The sequence below is a fragment of the Micromonospora sp. NBC_00898 genome (assembly GCF_045207895.1).
Classification (GTDB): Bacteria; Actinomycetota; Actinomycetes; order Mycobacteriales; family Micromonosporaceae; genus Micromonospora.
Genome location: NZ_CP108775.1, coordinates 308,730 through 330,953, shown reverse-complemented (window position 1 = coordinate 330,953; position 22,224 = coordinate 308,730). Strand labels below are relative to the sequence as shown.

Here is a 22,224-nt window from a genome sequence, read left to right as displayed (position 1 = left end):
TCGGGAGCTATGAGGCTAATAGTGAATGCTAGGATCGAGCAAGTACGAAATTCGTGAACTCGCCAGTGTGACGAACGGGCGGCGCGGTTCCGGACAAGGCGCAGGGAGGTATTCGGTGCCGACCCAGCGGGGTTATCGGCAGGCGTGCGGTGTCGCGCGTGGCCTCGACATCGTGGGTGAGCGGTGGTCGCTGCTCGTGGTGCGCGAGCTGCTGCTCGGGCCGAAGCGGTTCACCGACCTGCAGCAGGCGCTCCCGACCGCCAGCCCGAACGCGCTGTCCGACCGGCTGCGCGAGCTGGCCGACGCGGGCGTCGTACGCCGTCGGCAACTGCCTCCGCCAGGCAATGTGCGGGTCTACGAGCTGACCGCGTGGGGTCGCGGCCTCGAGCCGATCGTGGTCGCGCTCGGCACCTGGGCGCTGGCCGCCCCGCCGACCGCGGAACAGCTCTTCGTGAGCGCGGACAGCGCCATGCTGAGCATCCGCACCTTCTTCGCGCCCGGGCCGGAGCAGCCCGAGGCGACGCTCCGGATCGAACTACGCGACCACGGTCCCGCCGGAGTGTTCGGCGTCCGCCTCACGTCGGCCGGCGCCGACGTCGCCCACGAGCCGCCCGAAGAGCCGGACGCCGTCCTGGTCACCACGACGAATGCCCTCCTCGCCGCCTTCGGCAGCGACGACCTGGCCGGGCTCGTAGCTGCCGGCGCCGTCATCATCGGCGATCCCGAGGTCGTCCGCCATCTCGTCGCGGGCGTGCGTGTCCTGGCCTCCACAGATCGGTACTCAAACGGCACCTCCGGCCAAGGAGGGCGGGCGGATCGCCGCCAGACGCCGCCCGAAAGGTGACCCACTGTCGCGCCAGCTCGGGTTCGCCCTGTTCTGGTCGACACTCCGGCCCGGCGTCGACCAAGGTCACGTGCACGCATCAGCCGCGATCCGCGCGCTACACAGCGTTACGCCGAGCTGGCCCGGTTATCGTCCGGACGTGCCGATGAGCGCGAAACCGCGGAAGCGTCGGCTGGCATATGATCACCAGGTACGTGCAGTGCGATGTCTGCTCGACGAGGTGCCGTGGTGAATCGTGTGACTGCTGACCGGCTGATGCTCGTCAACGTGGTGGATCACTGGTTCTACCTGCAAGAGCCGACCTTCATCGACGCCGGGCAGACCTATTGGATCGATCACGAGACCAACGAGTTGTGCGTGGACCGCGGTGGTGACCGTGTAACGCGGCATGGTCGCGCCCGATACGCCGCTTGGATGTGTCGTTAGTCGAGACTGTCGCTCGCCAAGGTCAGCTATCCGCATCTGCCGCGATCCGATCGCTACGGGGCGTGGCGACCCATCGCCGGCGGTTCGGCCATGCCGCGATGCGCGCCCGTGTCGCGGACCGTGAAGGCTTCCGCGGCGCCCTCTGAGGATCATGTCGGGCATCAGGTGTGACGTGAGCGTCAAGCATGTCCCGTGACAGGACACGGCTCTGCCTCGTCTCGCCGGTGAGAACTTTCCATACGTCTTCAAGGCGGCCCTGCGGGCCGCTGCGCGCCGCTCGGGGCACGCCGCGCCTTGCCGCTTCGCTCCCGGCGCGGCGACCCCGGCTGCGCGCGGGCACCGGCGGGCATGACGAAGCCCGGCACCGCCGAGGTACAGCGATCACCGGGCTTCCGGACAGCACGTCGAGGACTACGGCGGCGAGCCGCCCCGCCGCTCCGGCCGACCAAGCGACGACCACGCTGCACGGGGCCGGCTCGACCGGGCCGGGTCGACGGCGTACCGCTCCCGCCAGTCGTGGACGCGCCGGTCCGAGGCCGCAGGGGCGATGCCTCCGGCGGGCAGGGCCTCCGGCCCTACGACCCGGGGAAGGCCTCCGGCGGCCGGGGCTACTCGCCCCGGACCCTCGGCGACTCTGGGATGCCCCGGCCGCCATCGGGTACCCGTCGCACACCGGAGGCCACCAGACCGCGCCGACCTGGTCCAGGTCGTTCGTCCAGCGGGGCGCTCCACCTGGACCAGGTCGGCGCGGCCCGGCAGGGCGGAGCCTGCGCGACGGGATGCTCCACCGGCCCACTTCCGAGCCACCCGCACACAACACGATTCCATGATCGTTAGGCACACGACGGGTACAAGGGCCACCAGGAAACGCCGAATAACGATGGCAGTTGATGTATGGCGTACGAGCTGCTCAGGGGCTTGATCGACACCACTCCCCCAGGTCAGCCGCAACGGGCAGTTAGTTCGCCATGTACTTCGACTGCTGACCTGCTCCACCAGCACCGCCCGGGCCGGCTCCGCGTTCGCGGGGCCGGCCCGGGCCGTTTCGCACCTCGCCGGGTTCAGCGGGCGCGTCGGGCCAGCGCCGCCCGGACCGCCCACCCCCCGACCGCCACCACCAGGGCGGTCATCGCGATCGCGCCCGGCGCCTTGGTGAACCGGGCCAGGTTGGTGCCGTCCGGCAGGGCCAGGAACGAGACCACCGCGCTGGGCAGCACGAACCAGACCGTCCGCGCCACCGGGACCGTGGCCACCGACAGCACCGCGAGGGGCCAGGTGGCGTACCAGGGGTGGAACACCGGGGCGAGCAGGACGGTGGCGGCCAACGCCAGGCCGGCCCCGGTGAGCGCCACCCGGGGTCGGGCGGCGGCCAGCCGGGCCGCCCGCTGCCGCACGTCGTTCAGCCGGCGCAGCGTCGACCAGGCCCACCACCAGAGCGCGACCAGCAGCACCGCCAACACCAGCAGCGCCACCAGCCGGGCCGCCGGCACCGCGTGCGGCTCCCGGCCGACCAGCGCCCCGGCGTAGTCGACGACGAAGCCCACGGCGGTCGGCGGCGAGGTCCACTGCTTCGAGTCACCGCTGTGGGTCAGGCCGCCCACCCAGCCGAAGCCGAGCCCGGTGACCAGGGACGTGGCCAGCAGCGCGGCCACCACTCCCCCGGCCAGCCAGGCCGCGTCCCGCAGCAGCGCGCGCGGCGTGTAGCGGCCCAGCACGGCGGCGAGCGCCGCGAACGGGAGCACCACCACCGCCACCGCCTTCACCGCCACCGCCAACCCGAGCAGCACCCCGGCCAACACCAGCGCCCGCGGCTTGCCGGGCCGGCGGACCAGCACCAGCAGGCCGAACAGCAGCAGGCCGAGCGGCAGCGCGTCGTTGTGCGCGCCGCCGACCAGATGCACGCCGACCAGCGGGCAGGCCAGCGCCAGCCAGGCCGCCCGCCGGGTCGGCACGCCGACGGCCCGGGCCAGCCCGGGCAGGCAGAGCGCGGCCAGCAGCACCCCCGCCACCGCGAGGACCCGCAGCAGCACGATCGCCCCGACCAGGCCACCGCCGAGCGCCACCGCCAGCCCGGCCAGCAGGACGAAGAACGGCCCGTACGGCGCCGGGGTGTCCCGCCAGATCGGCGACACCGCGTCCGTCCAGGGGCAGCCGGCCGCCGCGACCCCGACCCGGTACGGATCGGCGCCGTGCGTCCACGACCAGCCCTGGCAGACGTACGAGTAGACGTCCCGGCTGCCGACCGGCGGCGCGGCCAGCAGCGGCAGCAGCCAGAGCCCGGCGGTCAGGTACGCCCACCGCGTCGACGGCGCGCCCCGCCGCAGCGCCCACCAGGCGCCGACCAGCAGGACCGTGCCGGCCAGCCAGCAGCCGAGAACGGCCGGCCCGTGCGGGCCGCGCCAGATGCCGACCGGAGTGGTGGCGGGGGCGTCCGGCAGCGCCCCGCCCAGCCAGCCGGCGACGGTCAGCAGGGCCGCCCCGACCAGGCCGGCGTAGCGCGCGGCGCGGGCCCGGCCGAAGCCGTCGGGCACACCGCCGGGATCGCTCACCGGCACCTCTCCTCAGTCGGCGGGGGCCGGCTGGCGGGCCGCCCGAGCCGACCGTACCAACCGCACGGCCACCCAGATCACCAACAGCGTCATCAGCGGCGCCCCGGGCAATTTGCTGAACCGGGCCAGGCCGGTCCCGTCCGCCAGCACCAGGAACGACGACACCAGCGCGACGACGGTGAACCAGCCGGTACGCCGGGCGGTCGCCGCGAGCACGGCCAGCGGCCACGTCCAGTACCAGGGGTGGAACAGCGGGGCCAGGGCCACGGTGGCGGCCAGCGCCAGGCCGGCGTGCCAGAGCGGCTCCCGGTGTCGGGCCCGCCACCAGAGCCAGACCAGCAGCACCGCCAGCACCAGCACGCCGATCGCCCGGGTGGCCGGCAGCGCGTCCACGTGCGCGCCGAAGAGCGCCGCCAGGTACCCGACGGTCTGGCCGACCGCGGTGGACGGCGATGTCCAGGCGATGACGAGGTTGCCCTGCTCCAGCCCGGTGACCCAGCCGAAGTCCAGACCGGCAGCGAACGTGACGCCGACCACGGTGGCGACGGCCGCGCCGACGACCCACCCGCCGTCGCGCAGCAGCGCGCGGAACCGGTACGGCCCGGCGATCGCGGCCAGCGCGGCGAACGGCACCACGACCAGCGCGGTCACCTTGAGCCCGGCGGCCAGCCCGAGCAGCAGACCACCCGCGAGCAGCGGTCCGGGGCGGCCCGGACGGGACGCCACCACCGCGAGTCCCGCGGTCAGCAGGCCCACCATCAGCGCGTCGTTGTGCGCACCGCCGACCAGGTGCACGGCTACCAGCGGGCAGGCCAGCGCCAGCCACAACGCCCGCTCCACGGGGACCCCGCAGCGACGGGCCAGCGTGGGCAGGGCCCACGCGGTCAACGCCACGCCGGCCAGAGCCAGCAGCCGGAACAGCACGATGCTGCCGATCAGCGACCCGGTGGCCGAGACGACCGCCCCGGCGAGGACCACGAAGAGCGGGCCGTACGGCGCTGCGGTGTCCCGCCAGATGTAGGAAATGGTGTCCAGCCACGGGCAGGGCAGGGCGGAGACGCCCTGCTCGTACGGGTTGATCCCGCCGGACCAGCTCGCCCCCTGGCAGGCGTACGCGTAGACGTCGCGGCTGCCCAGCGGCGGGCAGACCAGCATCGGCAGCAGCCAGAGCGCGATCGTGACCAGCACCCAGCGGGTCGACGGCGCCCGGTCGCGCAGCGACCACCAGGCCCAGGCCATCAGGCCGGTGCCGATCAGCCAGAGCGCGATGATCAGCGGCCCGTTGCGGCCCTGCCAGATGCTGACCGGGGTGGGTCTCAGGTCGCCGTGGGGCAGCGCACCGCCGAGGAAGGCGGCCACGGCGAGCAGCACCGAGCCCGCCAGGCCGGTCCAGCGCGAGAGGTGGTGAGGCACGCGGGACATGCTGCCAGTACCGTGGTCGCGGTCAGGAGGTGGGCATGCGGGGCAGTCGGGTGGTGGCGGTGTCCGCCGCGTCCGCGCTCGCCCTCGGCGTGCTGTACCTGGCCCTGCCGGCCACGGGTTCGGACCTGTCCGCCCAGGTGGCCCGCGCCGACTTCTTCGCCGCCCACGGGACGACACCGGTGGACCTGCGCTGGTACGGCGGCGTCCACCCCTGGGGCTACAGCCTGGTCTCGCCGCCGCTGATGGCCCTGCTCGGGGTACGCCTCACCGGCGCGCTGGCGCTGCTCGCGGCGGCGACCGCGTTCGCGGCCCTGCTGGTGCGCGCCGGGGTGCCCCGGCCGCTGCCCGGCAGCCTGGTCGGGGTGCTCACCATCGCCGGCAACCTCGTCTCCGGCCGGGTGACGTACGCCCTCGGGGTGGCCTTCGGCCTGGCCGCGCTGCTCGCGCTGACCCTGCCGGCGCACGCCCCGCCGGGTCGCCGCTGGCTGCGGCCGGCGCTGGTCGCGGCCGGCGCCCTGCTGGCCTCGGCGACCAGCCCGGTGGCCGGGCTCTTCGTCGGCCTGGCCGGCGTCGCGCTGCTGCTGACCCGCCGGTACGTCGACGGTCTGCTGCTCGGCGCGGCCGCCGCGCTGCCGCTGGGGGTGACCGGGCTGCTCTTCGGCGAGGGCGGCTGGATGAACATCAGCCGCACCGACGCCCTGCACGCGGTGGTGACCAGCCTGCTGGTGGCGGCCCTGGTGAGCTACCGGCCGGTGCGGGTGGGGGCGCTGCTGTCGGCGGCCGGGGTGCTGGCCGCGGCGGTGGCACACACCCCGGTCGGATTGAACGCCACCCGCCTGGTGGTGATGTTCGCGCTGCCCGTGCTGGCCGCCGCGGCCCGACTGCCCCTGCTGGCCGCGCGGCTGCCCGGCCGGGTCGACCCGCCGCGCCGCCGGGTGGTCGGGGCAGTCGCCCTGGCGGTGCTGCTGGGCGCGGTGTGCTGGTGGCAGCCGCCGGTGGTGGCGGCCGACCTGCGCAGCGCGGGCGACCCGACCAGCGAACGGGCGTACTTCGACCCGCTCCGGGCGGAACTGGCCCGGCGGGGGTTGACCGGCCGGGTGGAGGTGCCACCGACCCGGAACTACTGGGAGGCCGCACACCTCGGCGAGACGCCGCTGGCCCGGGGCTGGCTGCGGCAGGCGGACATCGCCCGCAACCCGCTCTTCTTCACCACCGTCCCCGGCGCCACCGGCACCGGCGTGCCGCTGACCGCCGAGTCCTACCGGGCCTGGCTGACCGACAACGCGGTGCAATTCGTCGCCGTACCGGACACCGAGCTGTCCTGGGTGGGCCGGGCCGAGGCCGAGCTGGTCACCGCCGGCCTGCCGTACCTGACCGAGGTCTGGTCGGACCGGCGCTGGCGGCTGTACGCGGTCACCGACCCGACCCCGCTGGTGGGCGCCCCCGGTGAGCTGGTCCGCCAGGATGGCGCCTCGGTCACCTTCCGCACCTCCGGGGCGGCAACCGTGCCCGTCCGGGTGCGACACGACCGCTGGCTGGCCGTCTCCGGCGGTGCGACGACCGCCGCCGACGGCGAGTGGACGACGGTCACCGTGCCGCACGCAGGCACGTACACCCTGGGCGGCTGAGCCCCCGCCGCGAACCCGGCTGGACACCCCGGCCCCGCACCCCGGGCCCCACGCACCCCGCTCGCGCGGCCCAACCTCGCGCCCCAACCTCGCGCCCCAACCTCGCACCCCGCCCTCGCGGCCCAGCCTCGCGGCCGACCCTGCGCCGGCGCGGAACCGGCGAGGGCCAGGGACGGATATCCCTGTCATGCCCTATGGAGCTGATGTCGTAGACGAATCACCGAGCGGGCGCCGCACGGACGGACCACGGGCGGCATCGCACGGACGGACCACGGGCGGCATCGCACGGACGGACCACGGGCGGCATCGCACGGTGATTCGTTTACGACATCAGCTCCATAGCTACCCAGCACCATGTTCCTGGCTGGGCGAACCGCGTCGGCCGCAGGTGGCTCGGAAGGGCGGACCGCAACCGCCGGTCCCCCACCCGCCGACTCCCGAGCGAGCGAGAGGGCCAGGCCGCCGATGGTCAGCCCAGGCGGCCGGACCGGACGGTGCCGGGCCGGACCGGACGGTGCCGGGCCGGACCGGACGGTGCCGGGCCGGACCGGACGGTGCCGGGCCGGACCGAAGCGGGACCGACCACGCCGGGCCGCACCTGGGTGCCAGGCCGGGCCGCCAGGCGAGGGCGTCAGGCCGGGCCGTCAGGCGGGGGCGTCGAGGACGCGCTCCATGGCTGCCCGGGAGCGACGGCCCGTGCGCAGGTACTCGTCGAGGAACTCGCCGGGGTCCTCCCGGCCGAGCAGCCGGACCACGCCGGCCAGCTCCACCCCGTGCCGGGGCAGCTGGTCCCCGGCCCGACCGCGGACCAGCATCAACGCGTTACGGACCTGCGCGGCCAGGGTCCAGCCGGCGGCCATCGCCGCGGCGTCGTCCGCGTCGATCAGGCCGACGTCCCGGGCGGCGGCGAGCGCGTCGAGGGTACGCGTGCCGCGCAGCGCCGACAGCCGACCGGCGTGTCGGAGCTGGAGCAGCTGCACCGCCCACTCGACGTCGGCGAGCCCGCCCCGGCCCAGCTTGGTGTGGGTGGCCGGGTCGGCGCCCCGGGGCAGCCGCTCGTTCTCCACCCGGGCCTTGATCCGGCGGATCTCCACCACCTGCTCACGGGTCAGCCCGTCGGCCGGGTAACGGACCGGCTCGACCATCGCCTCGAACTCGGCGCCGAGGTCGGCGTCCCCGCAGACGAACCGGGCGCGCAGCAGCGCCTGCGCCTCCCACACCTTCGACCAGCGCGCGTAGTACTGGGCGTAAGCGGCGAGGCTGCGGACCAGCGGGCCCTGCCGCCCCTCCGGGCGCAGGTCGGCGTCCACGCCGAGCGGGGGATCGGGGGCGGGCACGCCGAGCAGCCGGCGCAACTCCTCGGCGATCGCTTGGGCGGCAGCGCTGGCCGCGCTCTCGTTCGCCCCGGCCGGCGGGTCATAGACAAAGAGCACGTCGGCGTCGGAGAGGTAGTTGGACTCGTACCCGCCGAGCCGGCCCATGCCGATCACCGCGAAGCGCAGCCCGGGCAGCTCCGGCTGGGTGGCCCGCGCGGTCCGCAGCGCGGCGGCCAGGGTGGCGTCGGTGACGTCGGACAGGGCGGCGCCGACCGCGCCGATGTCGCCGAGCGTGGGCACCCGCTCGGCGCGTACCCCGGGGTCGCCGGCGCGGGGCGTGAGCGGAGCGAGCACGCCGCCCCGACTGAGTACGTCGGCGCAGGCCAGCCGAACCAGCTCCCGGCGGCGCAGCGCGCGGACCGCCCTGGTGGCCTGCTCCGGGTCGGCGTGCCGGGCCGCCGCGGCGGCGAAGCCCTCGCAGAGCACTTCGCGGGGGCGGGGGGTCAGTTCGCTGTCCTCGGCGAGCAGTCGCAGCGCCTCCGGCTCCCGGGCCAGTAGGTCGGCTGCATACCGGGAGGAGGACAGCACCCGGGCCAGCCGGCGGGCCACCGGGCCCTCGTCGCGGAGCAGCCGGAGATACCAGGGGGTGCTGCCGAGCTTGTCGGAGACCTGCCGGTAGTTGAGCAGCCCTCGATCCGGCTCCGGCGCGTCGGCGAACTCGCTGAGCAGCACCGGCAGCAGGGTGCGCTGGATCGCGGCGGTCCGGCTGACCCCGCCGGTGAGGGCCTGGAGGTGCCGCAGCGCCCCGGCCGGATCGGCGAAGCCGAGGATCTCCAGCCGGTGCCGGGCCGCCTCCGGGGTCAGCCGCAGCCCGTCGGCGGGTACTCGGGCCACCGACTCCAGCAGCGGCCGGTAGAGCAACTTGGCGTGCAGCCGGCGTACCTCGGTGGCGTGAGTGACCCACTCGGCCCGGAACTCCTCGACGGCGCTGCGGCCCGGCGTGGCCGTGTAGCCCAGCGCGGCGGCCAGCCAGCGCAGCGCGGCCGGCTCCGTTGGCACGGTGTGGGTGCGGCGCAGGCCCTGGAGCTGGAGGCGGTGCTCGACGCCGCGCAGGAAGCGGTAGCCGCGCAACAGCGCCTCGCCGTCGGCCCGGCCGACGTACCCGCCGGCGACCAGCGCGCGCAGCGCCGGGATGGTGCCCGGCACCCGCAGCGACTCGTCGCCCCGGCCGTGCACCAGCTGGAGCAGCTGGACGGCGAACTCGATGTCGCGCAGCCCGCCCGGGCCGCGCTTGATCTCCCGCTCCAGCTCCTTGGGCGGGACGTTGTCGATGATCTTCCGGCGCATCGACCGGACGTCCTCGACCGCCTCAGGGCGCTCCGCGGCCGACCACACCAGCGGCGCGAGCTGGTCGATCCACTCCCGGGCCAGGTCCAGGTCGCCGGCCGCCGGCCGGGCCTTGAGCAGCGCCTGGAATTCCCAGGTGCGGGCCCAGCGCCGGTAGTAGGCCAGGTGGCTGGCGAGGGTACGCACCAGCGGCCCGCGGTTGCCCTCCGGCCGCAGCGCCGCGTCCACCGGCCAGGCGACCAACCCGCAGACGTGGATCAGCCGGGTGGCGACCAGGGTCGCGGCGGAAAGGTCGTCGTCGGAGGCGGCGACGAAGATGACGTCCACGTCGGAGACGTAGTTCAGCTCGTCCCCACCGCACTTGCCCATCGCCGCCACGGCCAGCCGGGGGCGCGGCGTCCCCACCGGCAGCTCCTCGACGGCGATCTCGTACGCGGCGGCCAGGGTGGCGTCGGCCAGCGCGGAGAGCGCCGCCATGGTCTGCTCCAGGCCGCGCCCGCCGGTCAGGTCGGCCGCCGCGATCCGCAGCAACGCCAGCCGGTACGCCTGCCGCAACACGGCGACCGGCTGGGTCGACGGGGTGAACCGGGCCGCAGCAGCCAGGTCGAGCCGGCCGTCGGCGGTCGGCGCGAGCCCGTCCGGGGCGGTGACCAGCACCGACCACTGGTGCGGGTTGGCCACCAAATGGTCGCCGAGCGCCGAGGACGCCCCCAGCACGGCGACCAGCCGGCGGCGCAGCCCCGGATCGTCATGCAACCCGTCGAGCAGCGCGGAGCCGGCTGTCTCCCCGGCGTCGCCGTCGGCAGCACCCGGCCGCCCGGCCCCCGCGGCGCGGCGTTCCGCCTCGACGAGGCGGTGCAGCTGGCGCAGCGCCAGGTCCGGGTCGGCGGCCCGGGACAGGGCGGCCAGCAGCTCGACGGCCCGCTCGCCGGCGGGCTCCTGGGCGTCCGGCCGCCACAGCCCGAGCCCGTCGGGGCCGAGCAGGTCGGCGGCGCGCGCCCGGCCGTCACCCTCGGCGAAGCCGTACCGGGCGAGGCGGCTCCTGGCCGGTCGCGTCATCTCAGTGCCCGAGCAGCGGCAGACCGCGGCGGGTGGCGTCGTGGTCCAGCTCGCCGAGGGCGAGCGCGGCGAACCGGATGGCGAACGGCTGCCAGACCTCCTCGACGTCGGCCATCACCCGGTCACAGGCGGCCACCACGAGTTCCTCGTCGTACCCCAGCTCGGCCAGCAGCTCCGAGTCGCGGGCCCAGTCGGCGATCATCGCGGTGTCGCACTCGATGTGGAACTGGAGCCCCCAGGCCCGGTCGCCGAGGCGGAACGCCTGGTGCGGGTAGCGGGTGGAGGCGGCCAGCAGGGTCGCGCCCCGGGGCAACTCGGTGATCTCGTCGGAGTGCCACTGGAGCACGTCCGGGATCAGCGGCACGTACCGGAAGAGCGGGTCGGCGTCGGCCGCGTCCCGCTTGCCGACCACGCCCGGGCCGACCTCCGGGCCGGACGGGCTCCGCTCGACCAGGCCGGCGTGCGCGGTGGCCAGCAGTTGGGCGCCGAGGCAGACGCCGAGGGTCGGGACGCGGTACCGCACTGCCTTGCGCAGCAGCCCCTCCAACGCCGGGAACCAGGGTGCGCCGGGGGTGCCGTCGGGCAGCGGGTACGCCTGCTGCTCGCCGCCGAGCACCACCAGCGCGGCGTACCCCGCCAGGTCGGCGGGGAGCTCCTCGCCCTCGTGCGGGCGGAGCACCCGCAGTTGGAGGCCCCCCTCGGTCAGCCACTCCCCCAGTCGGCGGAGGTCGTCGGTCGGGTCGTTCTCGATCACCAGCGCGGTCGCCACGGTGTCGAGGCTATCCCGTGCGCCGACGGCCGCCCGGAACGGCTCGGCCGGGTCAAGGCGACCGTTAGGCTGTGCCGCTGTGATCGAGACCGTCCTGCCACCCGTCCTGCGCCCCGGCGACACGGTGATGCTGGTGTCCCCGTCCGGCCCGACCCGGCCTGAGCGGGTGGCCCGGGGCGTCGAGCTGCTCACCGGCTGGGGGCTGCGCCCGGTGCTGGCGCCGAACGCGTACGCCCGGCGGGGCTACCTGGCCGGCGGCGACGAGCTGCGCGCGGCCGACCTGAACACCGCCTTCGCCGACCCGGAGGTACGCGGGGTGCTCTGCACCCGCGGCGGCTACGGCGCGCAGCGGGTGGTGGACCTGATCGACATGGCGGCGGTCCGCCGGGACCCGAAGGTGGTGGCCGGCTTCTCGGACATCACCGCCCTGCAGTTCGCGCTCTGGCGGGGGGCCCGGCTGGCCAGCGTGCACGGCCCGGGGGCGGCCTGGCTGGACGAGCGGACCCCGCTGCGCTCGGCGGAGTCGCTGCACGCCGCGCTGATGACCACCGAGCTGGTGACGGTGGCCGCCGTGGCCGAGGAGGAGACCTTCGGCGTGCGGGTGCCCGGGCGGGCGGTCGGCCCGCTGCTCGGCGGCAACCTCTGCCTGATCACCGCGTCGATCGGCACCCCGGACATGCCGGACCTGACCGGGGCGGTGCTGCTGGTCGAGGAGGTGCAGGAGCCGCCGTATAAGGTCGATCGGATGCTCACCCAGCTGCGCCGCTGCGGCGCCCTGGACGGGGTGGCCGGGGTGGCGGTGGGCCAGTTCACCGACTGCGCCGACGGCTGGGAGACGACTGTCGCGGACGTGCTCGGCGAGCGGCTGGGCGACCTCGGGGTGCCGGTCCTCGGCGGTCTCCCGATCGGCCACGGCGTGGGTCAGCTCACGGTCCCGGTCGGCACCCGGGCCGTTTTGGACGCCGACGCGGGCACCCTGACCGTGGCGCCGGCCGTCCGCTGAAGGCAGGACTTTCAGCTGGGTGACAGGGTCGGGACGGGTTTCCTCCAGGTTCGGCAGTCACTGTCGGTGAGGTCATCGCACCACCACCGATCAACTGGAGGACTGATGTCCCGCACGATGTCGAAGAAGCACCTGCTGGTGGGCCTGGCCGCCGCCGGCGTGCTCGGCGTGGGGATCGCCGCCCCCACGGTGGCGTTCGCCGAGGACGGCACCCCGACGCCGAGCGCCAGCAGCAGCAGTGACCAGGGCGCCGACCGGCAGCAGCAGCGGGCCGACCGGCAGGCCGACTTCGCCGCGGCGCTCGCCAAGGAGCTGGGCGTCCCGACCGACAAGGTCACCGCCGCGCTGGAGAAGCTGCGCGAGCAGCGTAAGGCCGACCGGCCGGAGCGGCCGTCCACCGAGGACCGGCAGGCCGCGCTCAAGGAGCGGCTGGACCAGGCGGTGAAGGACGGCAAGCTCACCCAGGAGCAGGCCGACGCGATCACCAAGGCCGCCGAGGCCGGCGTCTTCCCGGGCCCGGGCGGCCGGGGCCACCACGGCCCGGAGGGTAGGACCGGCAACTGACCCGGTGGCCCCGCCGTCTCCGCACCGGCCGCTCCTCCCTCCCGGCCGGACCGTCGCCGCGGCGGGGCCACCACTCCCGGACAGCGCTCGGCCCCGCCGTCGTGCGGGGCCGAGCGTCGGGTCCGCCCCGGCGGCGCTGCCGAGGCGGACGTGGCCGGGTCACCTCAGGTACGGCCCGTCCGCGCCGATCTTCCCCGGCGCCGGGTTGCCGGGCAGGCCGAGCACGTAGACGCGCAGGTTGCCCTTGCCGCTGACCGAGGCGGTGAGGGTGCCGTTGGCGACGGTCCGGACGTCCCCGGTCACCACGTCGGTGTACGTGCCGTTGAGTATTGGTGGCGCAGGGGTCGCCGGAGCCGACCTTGCCGGCGGCGACGGTGACCGTGCCGGTGCCGAGCCGGTAGTTCACGCCGTTGTTGTTGTCCCAGACGCCAGTGCCGTTGGTGAAGACCACCTGGAGGCCGCTGGCCGTGCCGAGGTCGATGGTCCGGCGGCGCCAGCCGGCACAGGCGGTGTCCATGGCGACGCCCGGCACCGGCGTCCAGGCCGCGCCGTCGACGCCGTAGTGGATGTTGACCGAGCTGCCCCAGGCGATGGGCGGCTGGTAGTAGACGGTGACCGTGTTCGCGGCGACCGCCGCGGTGAACGGCAGCAGGCTCGCGGTCAGGCCGGCGGCCAGCGCGAGGGCGCCCCACCGGCGACGGAAGCTGGTCGTGGTACGCCTCATCCTGGCTCTCCTGACCCCCCGCGCCCGCCCGGCGGGCGCAAGAAGCTGAAGGCTTTGCAAAAACTTGCGGGGTGTGGTGCCAGGAAGTTACCAGCTTCAATCCCCGGAAACCAGGGGTTCACAATCGACGAATATGAACGTCTTCGGCGTTCCTAACTGGAAGAGCTTGCACCTGCGGAAATGCCTTCCGAGGCATCTTCCTGCCGCCCGCCGGGGTGTCCGCCGCGCGACGGACACCCCGAGCGCGGTCATGCCGTGGCGGGCGGCGTGAAGACGCCGAGGTGGTTGCCGGAGGGGTCGAGCAGGTGGGCGAGGGTGAGCCCGCTCGGCGTCGTCTTCACCGGCACCAGCACCTTGCCGCCGGCCGCCTCGGCCCGCCGGCAGGTCTCCGCCACGTCGGCGACCTCCGCGTAGAAGATCGCGTAATTCGGCGACTGGCCGCCGGTGGACCGGATCGCGCCGCCGATCCCCCGCTCCCCACCTGCCTCCGTCTGCCGGTACGACGCACCCGGGCCGCCCTGCTCCTCGAAGCTCCAGCCGAAGAGCTCGGCGTAGAACTCCTCGGCCTCCTCCGGCCGCTCGGAGCCGATCTCGAACCAGGTGATGGGCGTGCTGGACATGCTGCCTCCTCCTCGTCGCGCCGGCCGGTCGGCCGGCGCCGTCAGGAAGCAGCCTCACCCCCGTCCGCGACACCGTCCTGTCGGTGTTTCCCAACGACCTCAGACCAGGCTGAGCGGGCGGACCACCTGCGCGGGGATGTCCAGGTCGCCTGGGTCGAGCTCTCGGGTCACCACCTCCGACAGCGCGGTCACCGACACCATCCGGTCGGTGCGGAAGCAGCGCAGCTCGCCGCGGAGCCGGCACCAGGCCAGCAGGTACCAGTGCCGGGGGTTGCCGAGGTAGCCGAGTGGCTCCACGTCCCGCGACGAGACCACGCCGGAGCGGTCCGCGTACGCCAGGCGGAGCACCCGCCGCGCGGTGACCGCGTCGGCGACGACGGCCGGGACGGGCGTGGCCGGCCCGTCGCCGATCAGGTGCACCCGGCCGGCCAGCCGGTGCGCCTCGGCCACATCGGCGGCCGGCATCACCGCGACCAGCTTGCGCAGCGCGGCGCCGGCGGCCGCCGCGAACGGCGTGCCGCCGAGCCGGTGCAGGGCCACGGCCATCGCCACCGCCTCGCCGGCGGTCAGGTTGACCGGCGGCAGGGTGTGCGCGCGGTCGACCACGTAGCCGCCGGTGCGGCCCGGCTCGGCCCAGATCGGCACGCCAGAGGCCTGCAACGCGCCGATGTCACGCTCGACGGTGCGGGTGCTGACCTCGAAGCGGCGGGCCAGCCAGGAGGCGCTGCGCGGGCGCGGCGACACCGCGCGCAGCTCCTCGACGAGGGCGTAGAGACGGTCGGTGCGGTTCACCCCCGGAAGCTAAGCCCCCGGTACGACACTCCCGCTAGAGCGACAGGTAGCGCTGCCGCTCGTACGGGGTGACCTCGCGGCGGTACTGCTCCCACTCGGCGCGCTTGTTGCGCAGGAAGAAGTCGAAGACGTGCTCGCCGAGCACCTCGGCGACCAGCTCCGAGCCAGCCATCACGTCGATGGCCTCGGCCAGGTTCTCCGGAAGGGCCTCGTAGCCCATCGCGCGGCGCTCGGCGCTGCTCAGCGACCAGACGTCGTCCTCGGCGCCCGGGGGCAGCTCGTAGCCCTCCTCGATGCCCTTGAGGCCGGCGCCGAGCATGACCGCGAAGGCCAGGTACGGGTTGGCCGCCGAGTCCAGCGAACGGACCTCGACCCGGGCCGAGTTCGGCTTGCCGTACGCCGGCACCCGGACGAGCGCGGAGCGGTTCAGGTGACCCCAGCAGACGTACGCCGGGCTCTCGGTGATCCGGTCCGGCAGCGCCTGCGGGAAGAGCCGCTTGTACGAGTTGACCCACTGGTTGGTGACGGCGGTGTACTCCCGAGCGTGCATCAGCAGGCCGGCGATGAAGGACTTCGCCACCTTGGAGAGCTTCATCGGGTCGCCGGCGTCGTGGAACGCGTTGCGCTCGCCCTCGAAGAGCGACAGGTGGGTGTGCATGCCGCTGCCGGGCTGGTCGGTGAAGGGCTTCGGCATGAAGCTGGCCTGCACCCCGGTGGAGAGCGCCACCTCCTTGACCACGTGCCGGAAGGTCATGATGTTGTCGGCGGTGGTCAGCGCGTCGGCGTAGCGCAGGTCGATCTCCTGCTGGCCCGGTGCCACCTCGTGGTGGCTGAACTCCACCGAGATGCCGATCCGCTCCAGCGCCAGTACGGCCTGCCGGCGGAAGTCCCGGGCGACGGCGTGGGTGGTGTGCTCGAAGTAGCCGCCGGTGTCGACCGGGATGGGCACCGAGCCGTCCTGGGCACCGTTCTCCAGCAGGAAGAACTCGATCTCGGGGTGGGTGTAGAAGGTGAAGCCCTTCTCGGCCGCCTTGGAGAGCATCCGGCGCAGCACGTGCCGCGGGTCGGCCCAGGAGGGCCCGCCGTCGGGCAGCAGGATGTCGCAGAACATCCGGGCGCTCTCGCCGCTGACGCCGCCCTCGAAGGGGAAGACCTGGAAGGTGGTCGGGTCGGGCATGGCCACCATGTCGGACTCGAAGACCCGGGCGAAGCCCTCGATCGCCGAGCCGTCGAAGCCGATGCCCTCCTCGAAGGCCGCCTCCAGCTCGGCGGGGGCCACCGACACGCTCTTCAGCGTCCCGAGCACGTCGGTGAACCACAGCCGGACGAACCGGATGTCCCGCTCTTCCAGCGTACGGAGGACGAACTCCTGCTGACGGTCCACTTCCACCCCTCGCGACACTGATCTCCGGCAACCGGTCGGGCCGGTCCGGCCTGACCGCCCAGTCTCCACCGGCCTCGTTACGCAGACGTTACGCGACCCTCCGGCGCGCGTCCCGCCGTGTCCCGCCGGGTGGCGCCAGGGGCGTCCGCCCGGTCCGGGCGGGGGTGGCCGGCGTCTCCCGCGTCCTGCCGTGAAGGGCCTGCGACGCTGGGGCAAGATGAGGACATGCCCACCCTGCGTCTCGCCCTGTGCCAGGTCAACCCGACCGTCGGCGACATCGCCGGCAACGCCGACCTGGTCCGCCGCTGGACCCGTAGGGCCGCCGACGCCGGCGCCCAGCTCGCACTCTTCCCGGAACTGATGCTGACCGGTTACCCGGTCGAGGACCTGGTCTTCCGCCGCTCCTTCGTCGCCGCTTCGAAGGCCGCGCTCCAGCGGCTCGCCGCGGATCTGGCCGCCGACGGGCTCGGCGACCTGCCGGTCCTGGTCGGCTACCTGGACGCGGACGGGCCGCCGCAGGTCAGCTCGGACGCCGAGCCGGGCCGAGGCGCCCGCAACGCCGCCGCGCTGCTGCACCGTGGGGCGGTCGTGGCCACCTACTTCAAGCACCACCTGCCCAACTACGGGGTGTTCGACGAGGACCGCTACTTCGTGTCCGGCGACACGCTGACCGTGGTGCGGATCGGCGGGGTGGACGTCGCGCTGACCATCTGCGAGGACCTCTGGCAGGCCGGCGGGCCGTTCGCGGTGGCCCGGCAGGCCGGCGTGGGACTGGTCCTCAACATCAACGGCTCGCCGTACGAGCTGAACAAGGACGACATCCGGCTGCCGCTGGTCCGCCGCCGGGCCGCGGAGGCGGGCGCCGCCATCGCGTACGTCAACATGGTCGGCGGCCAGGATGAGCTGGTCTTCGACGGCGACTCGATGATCGTGAGCGCGGATGGCGCGCTGCTCGCCCGGGCGCCACAGTTCATCGAGCACCTGCTGGTGCACGACGTGGAGCTGCCCCCGGCGAAGGAGCCGGTCGACGAGGCCGAGCAGCCCGCCGACGGGATGCGCATCGTCCGGTCGAAGGTCAGCGACATCCTGCCGCCCGCCCCCACCGACGAGATCGCCCGCGGCGGCATCATCGAGCCGGTCGCCGACGAGGCCGAGGTGTGGCAGGCGCTGGTGCTGGGCCTGCGCGACTACGTCAACAAGAACCGCTTCCCGTCGGTGGTGCTCGGCCTTTCCGGCGGCATCGACTCGGCCGTGGTCGGGGCCCTGGCCGTCGACGCGCTCGGCCCGGACCGGGTGGTCGGGGTGTCGCTGCCCAGCCAGCACTCCTCGGAGCACTCCCGCGCCGACGCCGAGGAGCTGGCCAAGCGGACCGGCCTGGACTACCGGATCGAGCCGATCCAGCCGATGGTGGACGCCTACCTGGCCAACATGTCGCTGTCCGGGGTGGCCGTGGAGAACCTCCAGGCCCGGGTGCGCGGCGTGATCCTGATGGCGCTGTCGAACCAGGAGGGCCACCTGGTCCTCACCACCGGCAACAAGAGCGAGCTGGCGGTGGGCTACTCCACCCTCTACGGCGACTCCGTGGGCGGCTACAACCCGGTCAAGGACGTCTGGAAGACGCTGATCTGGCGGCTGGCCAAGTGGCGCAACGCCGACGCGGTCCGCCGGGGCGAGACCGCCCCGATCCCGGAGAACTCGATCGGTAAGCCGCCGTCGGCGGAGTTGAGCCCCGGCCAGCTCGACAGCGACACCCTGCCGGACTACGACGTCCTCGACCCGATCCTGATCGGCTACGTCGACGGCGACCTCGGTCGGGACGGCCTGGTCGCGTCGGGGCACGACCCGGCGATCGTGGACAAGGTGCTGCGGATGGTGGATACCGCCGAGTACAAGCGGCGGCAGTCCGCCCCGGGCACCAAGATCTCCATCAAGGCGTTCGGCCGGGACCGCCGGCTGCCCATCACCAACCGCTGGCGCGAGCACGGCTGAGCCGCCGTCTCCCGCGGCCCGCGGGCCGGGGAGTGAAATCCTCCACTCCGCCCTGCCGTGGGCGGGTCGTCCGGTGCGACGATCGCGGCGGAACCCGGGGACCGCGGAGGCGGCCTCGAGGAAGGAGAGAGTCATGGTGGAGTCCACCCCGACCGAGGTGACCGCCCTGTACGGCGGGCCGGCCACCCGACGGGTCCGTACCCGCGACCTGATCACCGCCAAGGAGCGCGGTGAGCGCTGGGCGATGCTCACCTCGTACGACCAGTACACCGCCTCGATCTTCGACCAGGCGGGGATCCCGGTGCTGCTGGTCGGCGACTCGGCGGCGAACAACGTCTTCGGCTACGAGACCACCCTGCCGGTGACCGCCGAGGAGCTGCTGCCGCTGGTCCGCGCGGTGGTACGGGCGACCCGGCACTCGCTGATCGTCGGCGACCTGCCCTTCGGCTCGTACGAGGAGGGGCCGACGCAGGCGCTGCGCACGGCGGTGCGGTTCATGAAGGAGGGCGGCTGCCACGCGGTGAAGCTGGAGGGCGGCCGACGCTGCGCCGACCAGATCGCCGCGATCGTCGGCGCCGGCATCCCGGTGATGGCGCACATCGGCTTCACCCCGCAGAGCGAGCACACCCTGGGCGGGTACCGGGTGCAGGGCCGCGGCGACACGGCCGACGAGGTGATCGCCGACGCGCGGGCGGTGGCCGAGGCGGGCGCGTTCGCGGTGGTGCTGGAGATGGTGCCCGGCGAGGTGGCCAAGCGAATCACCGCCGAGCTGCGGATCCCCACCGTCGGCATCGGCGCCGGGCCGGACACCGACGCGCAGGTGCTGGTCTGGCAGGACATGGCCGGGCTGCGTACCGGCAAGGCGCCGCGCTTCGTGAAGCGCTACGCCGACCTGGCGGGCGCGCTGACCGACGCGACCCGCCGCTTCGCCGAGGAGGTCCGCGGCGGCGAGTTCCCGGCCGCCGAGCACACCTTCTGAGTACGACGGGCGGTGCGGCCGACCGGCCGCACCGCCCCACCACCGCGCCGGCCGGCTCCGGTCAGCCCACGCAGAACTCGTTGTCCTCGGGGTCGGCGAGCTGGACCGAGTAGTAGTTGTTCTCCGGGTCGTCCATCGCCCCCAGCACCCGCGCCCCGAGCGCCACCAGCCGGGCCACCTCGGCGTCGATCCTCGCCCGCCGCTCCGGCAGGGGCACCGACCGCCCACCACCGACCTTGAGGTCGATGTGCAGCCGGTTCTTCACCGACTTCGGCTCGGGCACCGGCTGGAACCAGATCCGCTGCCCGGCGCCGGTCGGGTCCTCCAAGCGGTCCAGGCAGTCGTCCTCACCCAGCTCGTCCGCCGGGACGCCGACCGACAGATACCAGTCACGCCAGGTCGGGTGCCCGTCCGGCGGCGGCTGCGGACGGTACCGCAGCGCCTCGGCCCAGAACGCGACGAGCCGCGCGGGCTCCCGACAGTCGATCACCAGTTGCCACTCCACCCGGAGATCCTCCCTGGCGGGTACGACATGCCCGACGCCGCCCCGGCGCTCGGCCGGCGCGGCGGCTCAGAGGTCGGTGACCCGGATGCCGGCGTGCGCCTTGTAGCGCTTGTTGATGGCGATCAGGTTGGCGGTGAACGCCTCGATCTGGTGGGCGTTACGCAACCGTCCGGCGTAGATGCCCCGCATGCCGGGGATCCGGGCGGCGAGCGCGGCCACCACGTCGACCAGCTCCCGGTCCTCGGTGCAGATCAGCACGTCGAGGTCGATCCGGTCGATCTCCGGGTCGGCCAGCAGCGGCGCGCTGACGTGGTTGAACGCCGCGCAGACCCGGGAGTCGGGCAGCAGCCGGGCGGCCTGCTGGACGGCGCTGCCCTCGTCGACCCGGAGGGCGTACGGGCCCTGCTTGTCGAAGCCGAGCGGGTTGACGCAGTCGACCACGATCTTGCCGGCGAGCGGCTCGGCCAGCGCGGCGACGGTGGCGGCGTGCCCGTCCCACGGGACGGCGATGATCACCACGTCGCTGGCACGGGCGACCTCGTCGTTGTCACCGCCGGACACCTGCGCGCCGGTGGGCACGCCGGGCAGCGCGGCGATCTCGGCGGCGGACTGCGCCGCGCGCTCGGCGGAACGGGAACCGATCAGCACGGTCTGCCCGGCCCGGGCGAACCGGTACGCGAGACCTCGCCCCTGGTCGCCGGTGCCACCGATGATGCCGACGGTCAGCCCGGAGACGTCGGGCAGCGTGGTCGCGTCGTAAGCCATACGGCCATCCTCGCAAACCGTCTCGGCGGGCAGCAGCGCGAGCCGCTGTGACAAACCCCGCTGGCCACCGCCGGCCGTCCGCGCGGCGGAGGGCGGTCAGGCCCGGGCGAAGAGGACCTTGCGCTGGGTCGGGTCGGCGGTGACCAGGCGGACCTGGATCCGCTCGCCGAGCGGCAGTTCGCCGGTGCACCGGGCGCGGACCGGCGGCTCGTCCAGGGCCACCGCGCCGCCGGGCTCCCGGACCGGCCTGGCGTTGCCGTTCGGCGGGGCGTCCACGTCCAGCACGGCCGCGGAGAAGGTCTCCCCCACCCGGTGCTCCAGCAGCACCGCCTCGGCCAGCTCGACCGCGCCGCGGGTGGCCGCCCCGGCGGTCCGGTCGGTGCTGGCCATCGCCTCGGGCAGCTTCGGCAGCGCGGCGCGGGCCCAGTCGGGCACCTCCCGGCCCTCGTGCAGAGCCAGGCAGACCTCCGTCGCGTACCGGTCGGCCAGCCGGCGCAGCGGCGCCGTGACGTGGGCGTACGCGGCGGCCACCCCGCCGTGCTCCGGCTGCTCCGGCAGCTCGCCGTCGAAGGCGGTGTACGCCGCGCCGCGCATCAGCTCGGCGGCCTGGTCGATGAAGGCCGCCGCCCGGGGCCGGGAGGCGTCCAACCCCGCGAGTACCTCGCCGACGCTGCGGTCCGCCGGCCAGTCCACGCCGAGCGGGGCGGCGGCGAGGCGCAGCCGGGCCACCGCCTCCGGCCTCGGCGGCGGCATGGTCCGCAGCAGCCCGATCCGGCCGGCGAGCATGATGTCGGCGGCGGCCATCCCGGTCAGTAGGGAGATCTGGGCGTTGTGGTCCTCCATCGGCCCCGGCCCGCGCAGCACCAGCTGCCAACCGTCGCCGTCGGATTCGACGTCCTGCTCGGGCAGGGGCAGGTTGATCGCGCCCCGGCGCAGCCCCCGGGCGGTGAGCAGCGCGCCGATCTCGGGCAGCAGGGCGATCGGCTCGGGCAGCCGGCCGGCATCGGCGTCACGCTGCACGCCGACGTAGTCGAGCTTGGCGCGGCTGCGCACCCGGGCGCGTTCCAGCGCGACGGCGACGGTGGCGCCGTCGGCGTCCAGGTCGATGGTCCACAGCACCGCCGCCCGGTCGGCGTCGGGCAGCAGGCTGGCCGCCCCCTCGCTGAGCGTGTGCGGGTGCAGCGGCACGTTGCCGTCGGGCAGGTAGACGGTCTGGCCGCGACGCCAGGTCTCCTCCTGCAACGGCCCGCCGGGGCGGACGTGCGTGGCGACGTCGGCGATCGCGTACCGGATCCGGAAGCCGCCACCGGGACGGCGGCTGAGGTGCATCGCCTGGTCGAGGTCGCGGGAGGTCGCGGGGTCGACCGTGACGAACGGGATGTCGGTGCGGTCGGCGGCGGCCGGCAGCGGTGCGGCCGCCGCCTCGTCCGCCTCGCGCTGCGCCGCGACCGGGAAGCCCTCGGGCAGTCCCAGCTCGCGGCGCAGCGCGCCGAAGTCGATGCGGGGCGCCAGTACGCGTCGGATCACCACGGGGTCAAT

The 22,224-nt window shown here is 74.4% G+C and carries 18 protein-coding genes and 1 pseudogene; 7 read left to right on the top strand and 12 right to left on the bottom strand.

Translation table 11 applies throughout. The features are described from left to right. The first annotated feature begins 115 nt into the window (after positions 1-115). Positions 116-844, top strand: a complete 729-nt coding sequence (locus OG799_RS01585) for a winged helix-turn-helix transcriptional regulator (RefSeq protein WP_406042327.1) — start codon at positions 116-118, stop codon at positions 842-844. A 228-nt stretch (positions 845-1,072) separates the two neighbouring features. Next, on the top strand, positions 1,073-1,270 hold the full coding sequence (locus OG799_RS01580) for a hypothetical protein (protein WP_406042325.1): 198 nt from the start codon (positions 1,073-1,075) through the stop codon (positions 1,268-1,270). A gap of 1,061 nt (positions 1,271-2,331) precedes the next feature. Here OG799_RS01580 and mptB (OG799_RS01575) read toward each other — a convergent pair. Together mptB (OG799_RS01575) and mptB (OG799_RS01570) are read right to left on the bottom strand one after the other, a co-directional pair. Beyond that, entirely contained in the window at positions 2,332-3,819 is a 1,488-nt protein-coding gene (gene mptB / locus OG799_RS01575; protein WP_406042323.1) for a polyprenol phosphomannose-dependent alpha 1,6 mannosyltransferase MptB, read from the bottom strand. Between the two features lie 12 nt (positions 3,820-3,831). Then, on the bottom strand, positions 3,832-5,232 hold the full coding sequence (gene mptB / locus OG799_RS01570) for a polyprenol phosphomannose-dependent alpha 1,6 mannosyltransferase MptB (protein WP_406042321.1): 1,401 nt from the start codon (positions 5,230-5,232) through the stop codon (positions 3,832-3,834). Positions 5,233-5,276: 44 nt separating this feature from the next. On the opposite strand from mptB (OG799_RS01570), the gene OG799_RS01565 reads away from it, so the two are divergent. Continuing rightward, entirely contained in the window at positions 5,277-6,869 is a 1,593-nt protein-coding gene (locus OG799_RS01565; RefSeq protein WP_406042319.1) for a hypothetical protein, read from the top strand. Between the two features lie 644 nt (positions 6,870-7,513). Here OG799_RS01565 and OG799_RS01560 read toward each other — a convergent pair. Next, positions 7,514-10,591 carry a bifunctional [glutamine synthetase] adenylyltransferase/[glutamine synthetase]-adenylyl-L-tyrosine phosphorylase gene (locus OG799_RS01560; RefSeq protein WP_406042317.1) on the bottom strand — a complete coding sequence of 1,026 codons (3,078 nt, stop codon included), beginning with the start codon at positions 10,589-10,591 and terminating at the stop codon, positions 7,514-7,516. A gap of 1 nt (position 10,592) precedes the next feature. Beyond that, positions 10,593-11,360 carry a type 1 glutamine amidotransferase gene (locus OG799_RS01555; protein ID WP_406042315.1) on the bottom strand — a complete coding sequence of 256 codons (768 nt, stop codon included), beginning with the start codon at positions 11,358-11,360 and terminating at the stop codon, positions 10,593-10,595. A 127-nt stretch (positions 11,361-11,487) separates the two neighbouring features. Between OG799_RS01555 and OG799_RS01550 the strand changes: the two genes are divergently transcribed. Together OG799_RS01550 and OG799_RS01545 are read left to right on the top strand one after the other, a co-directional pair. Then, on the top strand, positions 11,488-12,363 hold the full coding sequence (locus OG799_RS01550) for an LD-carboxypeptidase (protein WP_406046168.1): 876 nt from the start codon (positions 11,488-11,490) through the stop codon (positions 12,361-12,363). A 105-nt stretch (positions 12,364-12,468) separates the two neighbouring features. Continuing rightward, entirely contained in the window at positions 12,469-12,927 is a 459-nt protein-coding gene (locus OG799_RS01545; protein ID WP_406042313.1) for a hypothetical protein, read from the top strand. Between the two features lie 159 nt (positions 12,928-13,086). On the opposite strand, the gene OG799_RS01540 is transcribed toward OG799_RS01545, so the two are convergent. From OG799_RS01540 to glnA, 5 genes and pseudogenes are all read right to left on the bottom strand, one after another. After that, positions 13,087-13,230 (bottom strand): hypothetical protein, encoded by a 144-nt coding sequence (locus OG799_RS01540; RefSeq protein ID WP_406046522.1) that lies wholly within the window; start codon positions 13,228-13,230, stop codon positions 13,087-13,089. 85 nt (positions 13,231-13,315) lie between these two features. Continuing rightward, a pseudogene (locus OG799_RS01535) lies at positions 13,316-13,651 on the bottom strand (carbohydrate binding domain-containing protein); the annotation flags it as partial. Between the two features lie 248 nt (positions 13,652-13,899). Continuing rightward, positions 13,900-14,271 (bottom strand): VOC family protein, encoded by a 372-nt coding sequence (locus OG799_RS01530; protein WP_406042311.1) that lies wholly within the window; start codon positions 14,269-14,271, stop codon positions 13,900-13,902. Positions 14,272-14,370: 99 nt separating this feature from the next. Continuing rightward, positions 14,371-15,063, bottom strand: coding sequence for a helix-turn-helix transcriptional regulator (locus tag OG799_RS01525; protein WP_406042309.1), 693 nt, complete (start codon positions 15,061-15,063; stop codon positions 14,371-14,373). Positions 15,064-15,097: 34 nt separating this feature from the next. After that, positions 15,098-16,447 carry a type I glutamate--ammonia ligase gene (gene glnA, locus OG799_RS01520; RefSeq protein WP_406042307.1) on the bottom strand — a complete coding sequence of 450 codons (1,350 nt, stop codon included), beginning with the start codon at positions 16,445-16,447 and terminating at the stop codon, positions 15,098-15,100. Positions 16,448-16,672: 225 nt separating this feature from the next. Between glnA and OG799_RS01515 the strand changes: the two genes are divergently transcribed. Both OG799_RS01515 and panB read left to right on the top strand, forming a co-directional pair. Further along, positions 16,673-18,436, top strand: a complete 1,764-nt coding sequence (locus OG799_RS01515; RefSeq protein ID WP_406042305.1) for an NAD+ synthase — start codon at positions 16,673-16,675, stop codon at positions 18,434-18,436. A 133-nt stretch (positions 18,437-18,569) separates the two neighbouring features. After that, entirely contained in the window at positions 18,570-19,415 is an 846-nt protein-coding gene (gene panB / locus OG799_RS01510; RefSeq protein WP_089013215.1) for a 3-methyl-2-oxobutanoate hydroxymethyltransferase, read from the top strand. A gap of 61 nt (positions 19,416-19,476) precedes the next feature. On the opposite strand, the gene OG799_RS01505 is transcribed toward panB, so the two are convergent. The 3 genes from OG799_RS01505 to OG799_RS01495 form a co-directional block, all read right to left on the bottom strand. Next, positions 19,477-19,920 carry a VOC family protein gene (locus OG799_RS01505; RefSeq protein WP_406042303.1) on the bottom strand — a complete coding sequence of 148 codons (444 nt, stop codon included), beginning with the start codon at positions 19,918-19,920 and terminating at the stop codon, positions 19,477-19,479. A 66-nt stretch (positions 19,921-19,986) separates the two neighbouring features. Then, positions 19,987-20,685, bottom strand: a complete 699-nt coding sequence (gene npdG / locus OG799_RS01500; RefSeq protein ID WP_406042301.1) for an NADPH-dependent F420 reductase — start codon at positions 20,683-20,685, stop codon at positions 19,987-19,989. Positions 20,686-20,781: 96 nt separating this feature from the next. Next, a complete protein-coding gene (locus tag OG799_RS01495) occupies positions 20,782-22,215 on the bottom strand; it encodes an RNB domain-containing ribonuclease (protein WP_406042299.1) in 1,434 nt (477 codons plus the stop codon). Between the last annotated feature and the right edge of the window lie 9 nt (positions 22,216-22,224).